General features: G+C 73.7%; 7 protein-coding genes. All 7 read left to right on the forward strand.

Annotated elements, in window-relative coordinates; all coding sequences use genetic code 11:
- Window positions 1-165: 165 nt before the first annotated feature.
- Complete coding sequence (locus ACH4SL_RS01810; RefSeq protein WP_398441323.1) at window positions 166-2586, forward strand: PQQ-binding-like beta-propeller repeat protein; 2421 nt, start codon at window positions 166-168, stop codon at window positions 2584-2586.
- 174 nt (window positions 2587-2760) lie between these two features.
- Window positions 2761-4290, forward strand: coding sequence for a hypothetical protein (locus ACH4SL_RS01815; protein WP_398441324.1), 1530 nt, complete (start codon window positions 2761-2763; stop codon window positions 4288-4290).
- Window positions 4291-4375: 85 nt separating this feature from the next.
- Window positions 4376-4738 carry a hypothetical protein gene (locus ACH4SL_RS01820; RefSeq protein WP_398441325.1) on the forward strand — a complete coding sequence of 121 codons (363 nt, stop codon included), beginning with the start codon at window positions 4376-4378 and terminating at the stop codon, window positions 4736-4738.
- Window positions 4739-4834: 96 nt separating this feature from the next.
- Window positions 4835-7681: a GTPase-associated protein 1-related protein gene (locus ACH4SL_RS01825; RefSeq protein ID WP_398441327.1), complete on the forward strand. Its 2847-nt coding sequence runs from the start codon at window positions 4835-4837 to the stop codon at window positions 7679-7681.
- A gap of 165 nt (window positions 7682-7846) precedes the next feature.
- Window positions 7847-8527: a tellurium resistance protein gene (locus ACH4SL_RS01830; RefSeq protein WP_398441876.1), complete on the forward strand. Its 681-nt coding sequence runs from the start codon at window positions 7847-7849 to the stop codon at window positions 8525-8527.
- A complete protein-coding gene (locus ACH4SL_RS01835; protein ID WP_398441328.1) occupies window positions 8524-9438 on the forward strand; it encodes a protein phosphatase 2C domain-containing protein in 915 nt (304 codons plus the stop codon). Before ACH4SL_RS01830 ends, ACH4SL_RS01835 begins: the two co-directional genes overlap by 4 nt.
- 20 nt (window positions 9439-9458) lie before the next feature.
- Window positions 9459-10805, forward strand: coding sequence for a protein kinase (locus ACH4SL_RS01840; protein ID WP_398441329.1), 1347 nt, complete (start codon window positions 9459-9461; stop codon window positions 10803-10805).
- Window positions 10806-10818: the final 13 nt, after the last annotated feature.

The raw sequence follows: 10818 nt of genomic DNA on the forward strand, positions 1-10818 counted from the left end.
TATGACGCAGCCGGGTCCCGGGCGTGCGGTTCAACGCCCGCGGGGCCGCTGCGCGTACCGGCTGAGCAGCAGGTTCTGCCGGACTCCGCTGCTCTCGACGGACCTTGGGAAACGCCGTCGCACGATGGGCCGGTCTGGCAAACTGCGCTTGCGGCGGACATATGAATGCCGCAGGGGCGGTTGCAGGGGGTGCGGGCTGTGTTCGAGGCTCTGGAGCCGGGGGACCCGCGTCAGGTCGGGCGGTACCGGATCGTGGCCCGGCTTGGCTCAGGCGGTATGGGACGGGTGTACCTGGGCCGCTCGCCCGGAGGGCGTTCGGTCGCGGTGAAGGTGGTGCGGCCCGAACTGGCGGAGGACGGGGAATTCCGGCGTCGCTTCGCCCGGGAGGTGCTGGCGGCTCGGCGCGTGAACGGGGCGTTCACCGCGGGGGTCGTCGACGCCGATCCCGACGGGGCCCTGGCGTGGCTGGCGACCGTCTACGTGTCCGGTGTGTCGCTGGGCGAGGCGATATCCCGGCACGGGCCCTGGCAGGCGCAGCCGGTCATGGCGCTCGGGGCGGGGCTCGCCGAAGCCCTGGAGGTGATCCATGCGGCCGGAGTGGTGCACCGGGATCTCAAGCCGTCCAACATCCTGTTGGCCGCCGATGGCCCCCGCGTGATCGACTTCGGCATCTCGACGGCGAGTGAGGCCAGCGCCCTCACCCATACCGGCATGACGATCGGCACGCCCGGGTTCATGTCGCCCGAGCAGCTCACGGGCCGACCGGTCGGACCCGCCAGCGATGTCTTCTCCCTGGGCGCCGTACTGGCGTACACCGCCAGCGGTACGGGCCCGTTCGGCACCGGCACTCCGCACGCCCTGCACTTCCGCGCGGTCTACGAGCAGCCCGACCTCGATGCCCTGCCGTCCGGGCTACGGGAGTTGGTGGCGTCCTGCCTGGCCAAGGAGCCCGGAGCGCGCCCCACCGTCGGCGACCTGCTCGAACAACTGGCCGTCCAGGACGGGGCGGAGGGGGATCACACCACGCTCCTGCTGACGCAGCCCCACTGGATGCCCGAGCAGGTGGCCCACCTCGTCCAGGAGCGGACCGCCACTGGGCTGCCCCGCGTCCCGCCCGCGGCCACCGCACCCGACGCCCCCGCCTCGCCGCCGGAGGAGCCGACACCGCTGCCGGAGCAGCCCGCACCGCCGCCGGAGGCGCTCACCGTCCCCCGTGAACCCGCCCCCACCCTCCCGTACGAGCCGGCCCCCACCGCCGTCGAACCTCCCCTCCCGCCGGCAGCACCCGGCCCTGAGTACCCGGGTACGGACCCGGAACCGGCGGAGCCTTCGGCGGAGGACGAGGACGCGGCCGCGCGCGCGGACCAGCCCACCGCGGACGCCACCAACCTGTCGCTCCCCGCCCGTCCGGCGGACGCCCCCGCCGACGCCGCGGATCCTCGACCGGAGCGGCACCCCGCGGCCCCGCGGGCCCTTGTCTCCAGGCGCCGCGTGCTGCTCGCCCTCACCGCCACCGCCCTCGCCGGCGGTGCCGCCGTCGCCACCTGGCAGCTCACCGACCAGGACTCCGCCTCCACCGACAAGCCGTCCACGGCGGGGAAGGCCAACTCCCCGAGTGTGCGACCCGGTCCCGGCCGGCAGCGCTGGGCCTTCCAGGCCGGGGGAGAGGTGTACGCGCCGGCCGTGGCCGACGGCGTGGTCTACGTCGGCAGCGCGGACCGGAACGTCTACGCGCTGGACGCGGCCACCGGCGAGCAGCGCTGGGCCTTCACCACCGAGGGGCCCGTCTACTCCACACCCGCGGCGGCCGGCGGGATGGTCTATGTCGGCTGCCACGACCACAACTTCTACGCGCTCGACGCCGCCACCGGAAAAAGGCGCTGGGGTTTCAACACCACGGACGCGGTGGACTCGTCGCCGACCGTCGTCGACGGCATGGTCTACGTCGGCAGCAGCGACCACTACCTGTACGCGTGCGACGCTGCCACGGGCGAGCAGCGCTGGTCCTTCAGGACCGGCGACGTGATCAACTCGACGCCGACCGTCAACGGTGGTGTGGTCTACGTCGGTTGCGAGGACGGGCAGGTCTACGCGGTCGACGCCGCTACGGGCGAGCGGCGCTGGGCCTTCACCACCGGCGCCGGTGTCCACTCGTCGCCGGCCGTCGTCCACGGCGTCGTCTACGTCGGGAGCGCCGACCGTCACCTGTACGCGCTGGACGCGGCAACCGGCAAGCAGCACTGGGCTTTCGACAGCGCCGACGGTGTCTACTCCTCGCCCACGGTCGTCGGCGGCGTCGTGTACAACGGCTTCGACGACCACCACCTGTACGCGTTGGACGCGGCAACCGGCTTGCAGCGCTGGGCCTTTGCCAGCCCCGACGGCGCTTTCGGCTCCCCGGTGGTGTCCGGCGACGCCGTGTACGTCGGCAGCAGCGACAACAAGCTGTACGCGGTCGACACCGCCACCGGTCACCAGCGCTGGGCCTTCACCGCCCACGACTCCGTCATCTGGATGCCGGCCCTCGCGAACGGGATCGTCTACGCCGCCAGCAGAGACCACCACCTCTACGCGGTGCAGGCCTGAACGACCGCTTCCCGCCGGCGACTTCGATGACGGGACAGCGAACACAATCCGGAAACGGGCCCCCATACGGACGCGGTTCTTCTACAGTGCTCCTCCAGGCGATCGGCACACCGGCCACCGGTAGGTGGGGGGAAGCGAGTGGGGCGGTCTCCGGGGGGACAGGGGAGGCGCCTGGTGAACGCACCGATGCCGGTGTTACCGCAGTACAAGACAGATCTGATCACGCGGCAGTTGTGTGCCACGGCGCACATGGACGCGGAATTCGCCCGGGAAGTGCTGGAGGAGTACACGGTCGACCGCGTCCGGTCGGTCGGGCTGCCCTTCGGGGTCAACCTGGTGGCGCTGGTGCGGCACGCGCTGGTGTCGGCGCGGCGCAGGGACGAGCGGGATCGGCAACTGCTGGCGTTACAGGGCCTGTTCGTGCTGCTGGTGTTGGCGGCGCTCGGGGCTCTGGGGCAGGGGTCGTCGGGGGTCGCGGGCGGGCTGGGGGTGGCGGCGCTGGCGGTCCTGCCGGTCGGGACGGTCGTCGTCTACCGCGCCGAGTGGGCGGTACGGCGGGCGGTGCTGGACCTCAAGGACAGCGGGACGTCGGCGCAGCGGCTCGCGCCCGCCGCGGATCCGGCGCTGGAGCAGGACCTCAAGAGCCTGCGTTCGGCGAACATGGTCGTCTACGGGCTCGAAGCGGAGGCGCAGAACCCGTTCGTCGGCAGCGGCTGGCGCATCACGGAATCCGTGTGGAGCCCGTTCGACGTCAGCAAGCCCGCGCAGGCGCCGGGGGGCGGGACGCTGACGCCGGTGCCGTTCACCGCGGCCGACCTGCACCACCACCTGGCCAAGACGATGCCGCGGGCGACGGGCCTGGACGACCTGAGGGCCCGCAACCGGCTGTACGTGCGCGGGCCCAACGTCGTCTCGCTCGGGACGGACGCGCTGCCCGACCCCACGCGCAGGCCGCTGGCGTCCATCCCGTCCAGCCTGGTGAAGTCCGGCGCCGTGCACTCCGGCGCCGGTATGGAGACCTACCTGTGCCTGTGGGTCTCCGGCGACGGCGGCCAGGTCCTGGTGTCGATGCACCTCAAGGCGCTGCTGCACCTGCCCATGCTGTCCTGGGAGGTGGCGGCCTACGTGCTGCCGCCGCTCGGCCCGCGCTTCAAACTGCCTGCCGAGTACGCCACTTCGGCGAGCCGGCTGCGGTGGGGCGCGGTGCTCGCCGCCGTCCGGCTCACCTGGCGCGGGGTGCTCGGCGCCGCCTCACGGATGCTGCGGCGGCGCGCCCGCGCGGCGGAGCGGGCCCGGACCGACGAGCGGGTGCGCCGCGAGATCCTCAAGGGCTACCGCGGCCACGACTACGGGTCGGTCAACAGCCTGCGGGAACGGGCCGCGCGCTGGGACGAGATGGGCTACACCGAACGCCGCGACGCCCAGAAGTACTTCAAGCTGATGGTGCAGGGCGTCCTCGCCTGCACGGCGGAATTCCTGGAGAGCCGGAACATCGACACGGCCGACCTCACCCATCAGCAGCAGCAGATCGTCAGCCTCCAGACGTACACGTTCAACGGGGCGATCGGCCAGGTCCAGGCGGGCAACCAGAACCAGTTGAACGTCAACCAGGGCGGTCAGCCGCTGGCGCCTCCCGGCGGGGGTGCCGGAGCGGGGGCTCCCGGCGGTCCGGCCGGAGTGGTCGCACCGGCCGGTCTCACCTGAACGACGCGCGCCTCCGGGCTCCCCGGTGGCCCGACCCCCTCCCGATCGCCGCGCGCGCGTCGGCGACTTCGCGAACAGGACGAGGATGAGCAGCTTCCACTTCAACGCACCCGTCAACGGGCCGGTCCAGGCGGGCGATCACACCACCATGAACGTCAACGCCCCGGGCGTCGGGGCGGATGCGTTCCGGAGCGGGGACGCCCGGGCGGTCGAGGCCGTCGTGGCGCTGGCGGAGCGCCTCGTCGACGTACTCGCCCGGGAGGAACCGCGGTTGCTGCCGCAGGCGGAGGCGGTGCGCACGGAGCTGGAGCGCGGCGGTCAGCAGGGCGCGGCCGCCCCGGACACCGGCCGCATCCGGCAGCGGCTGGACCTGATCACCTCCGGGGTGGCGGCCGGGAGCGGGGCGCTCGCCCTGGTCGAGGGGATCGTCCATGCGATGGGCGGCTGAACGGCCGTGCGGCTGCCAGGGGTTCGGGGGATGTTCGGCGCGCGGCGCTCGGACGCACAGGCGGAGGCAGACGCGCGGGTGGACGGTGACCCGCCCGTGAACGGGGACGGAGACGGGGACGGCACCGTGACGCCGTACGTGCTCCGCTACGAACTGCCGTCCGTCCCGCGGCCCGTCGACTTACGGGCCGCGCCGCTGCCGGGGCAGGAGCTTCCGGCGGCTGAGGTCCTGGACCGGATCAACCTCTTCGTGGCCGATGCCGCGGCCGCGCCGGGAGAGCCCGGCTCCGCCGCCACGCTGGGGCACACCCGGCTGCCGGGCGGCGGGGCGCTGCTGTGCCGCACCGAGGCGCGAGCCGGGGAGGGCGGCGACCGTACGCCGTGGCAGGTCACCGCCCGCTACCTGCCGGGCGGCGCGGCGGACCTGCGCGGCCGGCTGCCGGTCGAGCTGTGGCGCGATCCGCCCTGGGAGGAGGGGCAGGCGCCCGCGGCGCCGGAAGCGGACGAGCACCCCGAATGGTGCGACGACGCGCACCTGGTGGAATTCGCCGCCGCGCACGCCGACCGCCTCGAACCCTTCCTTGCCGACGTGCAGCGGCTGTTCGCCTCCCCGGCCGGTCGGCAGATCGTGATCGCCGAGCAGGACCCGGGGGACGTCGCCCGGTGGATCGCGCTCGCGGGCGCGTCCCTGCCGTACGCCGCCGCCCGGTCGCTGACCTTCCTGCTGCGCACGCACGCTCCGGCCGACGCACCGCACCACATCGTCGGCATCGGGCCCGGGGCCGATTTCGACCGCGGCGACGAGGTCGCGCTGCGCCACCTCTACCGGGTGCACGACGGGCTCGGCGGGCCCGGCAGCCCGCCGGAGCGGGGCGTCGACGGGTGGGCGCAGGTGGCCGCCCAGGCATGGCGCCGGGGGATCGCGCCGCGCACCGCGCTGGCCGGTTCGCAGCAGGCGCACGGGCTGTTCGCCATCGGCCCGCTGGAGCGGGTGCTGCTGCCGCAGGGCCCCGCGCTGCACGGCGTCGCGGCATGGGCGGCCCAGCCGGGCAACGAAAACGAGTTCGGCGAGGCGGGCCACGCCCTCCTCGACCACTCCGCGCCCCGGCAGCGGGACGAGGACAGCGGCCTCCCCGGCTCCGCCATGGCCACCCTCCCCGCCTCCCCGCCGGGTACGGAGCCCGCCCCGCCGGGTACGGAGGCCGCCGTGCTGGGTACGGATGCCGCCGCGCCGGAGCGGTACGCCGACCCGTACGCCGACCCGTACGCCGCACGGGAGATCGCCCGCGACACCGACATCGACGCGGCCCGCCGGGAGGTTCCCCGCGACGCCGACGCTGACGCCGCCCGCCGGGAGGGCCCCCGCGACGCCGACGCCGCATGGGCGGCCTCCCGCGTCGCCGACGCGGCGAACCGGGTGCGGCCCTATGCCGCCGACCCGCGCCCCCGTGGCACCGAGGTCAGCTCGCGCGCGCTCGCGAATCTGCTGACGTGGCTGGGCGTGGGCATGCCCGCGGGCAGCGCGCAGCGTCTGATGGAGGCGCTCGTGGGGCTCGCGCCCCGGTCGGCGGATCCGGACGGCGAGCCCGGGGCGGACCCGCGGCAGCTCGTACGGGAGCAGGCCGTCGTCCGGCTGTGCGGTGCGATCGACGGTCTCCAGGCCGAACCGCCCGCCGAATGGGGCGGGTTGCTGGAGGTGCTGCACGCGTTGTCGCCGCCCACCGGCAGGGTCGCGGGCGCGTCGCCCGGGGCCGAGCCGCTGACCGCGCGGGAGCGGTTCGACATCAAGGTCGCGGCCCGGCTGTCCCGGAGCGTGCTGGACCGGGAGAGCCGCCGGGACAGCCCCGCCACACGCGCCCTGCTCGAACGGCTGTCGACGCCGTTCGTGGGGCTGCTCCTGGAGCAGACGGCGAAGTCCGACTCCGGTCCGCGGCCGGTCCGGCTGCTGGCCCTGGCCGCGTCACCGCTGGGCGGCTGGCTCGACCAGGTGGCGGACCGGGCGCCGCTGCGGCTGCAACTGGTCGTCGCGGCGCACCGCTTCGGTGCGGCCGGCACCCTGCGGCTGGCGGTGTTCCGGGCGCTCGCGGCGCTGCTCCCCGACCCGGCGGACTGCGAGCCGTCGCTGCACGAGCTGGCGTGGTGGCTGGCGTGGCGGGACACCGCGCCGACGGCGGCCGAAGCGGCCGACGTGGTCGGCGACTTCCCGGCCGGGGCGCTCAGGCTCGCTGAGCTGGACCGGGAGTTGGCCAAGCCGCTGACCGCGCCGGGACCGGTCGCCGACCGGCTCGGCGAACTGGCTCACGCCCTGCTGGCGATGGGCGCCCAACTCACCGACCAGCAGCGGTCGATCGCGTACGTCCTCGACGCGGGCTGGCGGTTGGCGCAGGGCCGGATCACGCCGACGACGGCCGTGGCGCAGATGGACCGCCTGAAGACCTCCGGGTCCATCCGGCAGGACCTGTGGGGGTGGTTCGACGAGCGACTCGCGGCGGGGCTGGCCGCGGCCGGCCCGGCTGAGCTGAGCGAGCGGGCGGTGCTGGAACGCCTCGGCAGGGCCATGCACGAGGATCTGCTGCGCCAGTACGTCACCGCGCAGTTGGCGCCGGAGAACAGGCAACGGCTGGTCTCCGAGCTGCTGGCGGACCACGAGTCGGCCGCGCTGCTCTTCGTGGCGTGGAGCGAGCACTACCCGTGGTGCGGTTCGGAGTGGACCGACCTCGCGCCGCGGCTCGTCACGGAGATATTCGGCGACGTCGTCAAACGGCTGCGCGACGACGAGCGGGAGCAGGTCGCGCGGTGCCTGGACGAACGCCCCGACCCGAAGTGGGTCGGCAAATGGTGGGAGTTGATCAGGTCGCTGCCCGACCCGCGCGGCGGCGCCTTCGGCGCGGCGCCGCCAACTCTCCCCAGGCGCGCGGAGGGTCCCGATGCCGGCCACCCCTGACCCCGCTTCCGGGGCCGCTCGCCCCGTCCCCTTCCCCGGGCCCCGCCCGGCCCCTCCCTTCCGTCCCGCAATTCCCGACCCACGGCAGCACGACACGCGCGGCACCGGACGCACCGACGTCCGGCCGCGAGGAGGACACGCGTGAGCGACATCCCTGGCGGCCCCATGGCCAGCCGTCCCGTCCACTTCATCTGGATCCTCGACTGCTCCGACTCGATGAGCATCATGGGGAAGATCGGAGAGCTGAACTTCGCCATCCGCGACGCGATTCCGGAGATGCGCAAGGCCGCCGCGGAGAACCCGGCGGCCAGCCTGCTGGTCCGGGCCATCACCTTCGCCCAGTACGCCACCTGGCACGTCGAAGACCCCACGCCGGTGGACGAGTTCAACTGGAAGGACGTGGGGACCTCCGGGTGGACCAGCCTGGGGGAGGCGCTGAAGCTCGCGGCCACCGCGCTCAGCACGCCGCCGATGCCGGAACGCGCGCTGCGCCCGGTGCTGGCGCTGGTCTCGGACGGCCAGCCGACCGACGACTGGCGGGCCGGTCTGCGGGCCGTCGACGCCACGCCGTGGGGCAAGCGCGCCGTCCGGGTCGCCATCGCCATCGGGCGGGACGCCGAGAAGAGCATGCTGAAGGAATTCCTCGCCAACCCCGAACTGGACCCCATCGAGGCGAACAACGCCGCGCAGTTGTCGCGGGCCATCCGCTGGGCCTCCACCATGGCGGTGCGTGCCTCGTCCACGCCGATCGGCGGCGGGGACGCCACGCAGGCCACCCTGGTCAAGCAGCCGCTGGCCACCCAGCCGCCGGTGTCGGTGGCCGACGACGACGACGAGGTCTGGTGACGCCGGTCGGGCCTGCCCCCGCCTGGAGCCTGCTGCACGACACGGTCAAGGGCCGCAACAAGAGCTTCTCGCAGGACAGTTCGCTCGCCCGGCCGGTCGCGGACGGTGGCGGCGCGCTGCTGGCGGTGGCGGACGGGCACGGGGCGAAGGCGCACCACCGTAGCCACCTCGGATCGCGCTGGGCGGTCGAGGAGTTCGCGGCCTGTGTGCAGGCGCTCGCCGAGGACGTCGCGAGCCGGGGGGTCGACGAGGCCCGCTGGCCTGCCGTGCTCGCCGCCGCCCGCACGCTGCCGCAGCAGATCACGCACCGCTGGCTGCGCCGGATGGCGCTGTACGAAGCCAACTTCCCGGCGTCCGGTTCGGCTTCGCGGGCGCCGGACGCCCATCCGGACCCGATCCCGTACGGCAGCACGCTGATCGGCGCGCTGCTGGTCGGGCCGCTGCTGCTGTGCTGGAAGCTCGGCGACGGCGACATCGTGCTGGTCGACGACCACGGGGACGCGTTCGTCCCGCTGTACGACGGGCCGGAGTACGGGGACGAGGCGGAGTCGCTGTGCCAGCCCGAGGCGTGGCGGCAGATGCGCTTCTTCTGGCGGCGGCTCCCGGCGGACGGCCGTACCGCCGTGCTGATCTCGACGGACGGGCTGTCCAAGAGCTTCACCGACCACGCCGGTTTCGTCGCCTTCGCCGAGGGGCTGCGGGACCGGGCGCGGGACAACGGAGTGGCCACTGTCCAGGGGCAGTTGGCGGACTGGCTGGGCAGGGCGGCGAGTTTCTCGGGGGACGACTCGACGCTCGTCGGCGCCTTCCCCGCAGCGCGGTACGCCGCCGGACCGCCGGTCGTACCGCCCCCGCCGGACGCGACCGCGCCTCCGACCGCGCCTCCCCCACCGACCGCAGACGTCCCGTAGGACACGAAAGGATCCCCGAGATGAACGGCATGCTCCCGGACGGGCACCAACTGATCTCCGAAAAGGGCGAGACCGTCACGGTGGGCCCGCTCTTCGGAGCCGGCGGCCAGGGCGAGGTGTATCTGGCCAGGACGGCGCAGGGCGACCGCGCGGTCAAGTGGTATTACCCCGCGCAGGCCACCGAGATGCAGCGCCACATCCTGGAGGGCCTGGTCCAACTCGCCTGGCGGGACGACCGGTTCCTCTGGCCGCAGTCCCTGGTCGTGGATCCCAAAGCGCTCAGCGGCGGTTTCGGCTACCTGATGGACGTACGGCCCGCCGCCTTCCAGGACCTCCAGGCCCTCTTCCGCCGCGACCCCTCCGTCGCCAAGGTCGACCGGCGCGTCCAGGTGATGACCGCGCTGAACATCGTGGAGGCCTACCACGCCCTGCACGCCCGGGGGATCGCCTACCGCGACATCAACTGGGGCAACGTCTTCTTCAACCCCGTCACCGGCGACGTCCTGGTCTGCGACAACGACAACGCCGTCTTCGAGGGCTCCAACGCGGCGGTCGCGGGGACGATGGACTTCATGGCGCCGGAACTGGTGCGCGGCGACCCGGGGGCGAAGCCCGGCACGCAGAGCGACCTGCACTCCCTCGCGGTGCTGCTGTTCATGCTGTTCATGAACCACCACCCCTTCCAGGGCAAACTCGCCCTGGACATCAGGTGCCTGGACGAGCCCGCCCAGCGGCGCCTCTACGGCACCCGGCCGGTCTTCGTCTACGACCCGGCGAACGACACCAACCGGCCGGTGCCCGGCGAGCAGGACACCGTCATCGCGACGTGGCGCACCATTCCGGCGGTGCTGCGGGACCTGTTCGTGCAGACCTTCACCCGCGGTCTGGGCGACCCGACCGAGCGGGCCCGCGAGAGCGAGTGGCGCAGCGCGCTGAGCACCGTGCTGGACAACGTCCTGCCGTGCGGGCAATGCGGCAAGCTCAACCTCACCCAGGCCGGCGGACCGGCGCCGGACTGCTGGAAGTGCGGGCAACGGCTCGTCCTGCCGGCCCAGTTGGAGATCCTCACCGGTGTGGGGGTGGTGCGCCGCAGCCGCACCATCAGCCTGGTACCCGGCAGCCGCGTCTACCGGCACCACGTCGTGGGCGACGTCGACCGGCACGACTTCACCGCCATTGTCGGGGAGGTCACCGAACACCCCAAGAATCCGGGGCGGTTCGGCCTCACCAACCGCTCGTCGAGCGCCTGGCACTCGCGCCGCCCGGACGGCACCGGCCAACCCGTCGAAGCCGGCCGGACGGTGGGGCTGCGGGCCGGGACGACCATCGATTTCGGCGCCGGGACGGAGGGCGTCGTCAAGGCCTGACGGACGTGGCGGC

This window comes from Streptomyces sp. NPDC021020 (assembly GCF_044333285.1).
GTDB lineage: Bacteria > Actinomycetota > Actinomycetes > Streptomycetales > Streptomycetaceae > Actinacidiphila.

What these genes read in the sequence shown, in the direction of transcription:
- ACH4SL_RS01810 (WP_398441323.1), top strand. Translation starts at nt 166, where the DNA reads ATGCCGCAGGGGCGGTTGCAGGGGGTGCGGGCTGTGTTCGAGGCTCTG.
- ACH4SL_RS01820 (WP_398441325.1), top strand. Translation starts at nt 4,376, where the DNA reads ATGAGCAGCTTCCACTTCAACGCACCCGTCAACGGGCCGGTCCAGGCG.
- ACH4SL_RS01830 (WP_398441876.1), top strand. Translation starts at nt 7,847, where the DNA reads ATGGCCAGCCGTCCCGTCCACTTCATCTGGATCCTCGACTGCTCCGAC.
- ACH4SL_RS01840 (WP_398441329.1), top strand. Translation starts at nt 9,459, where the DNA reads ATGAACGGCATGCTCCCGGACGGGCACCAACTGATCTCCGAAAAGGGC.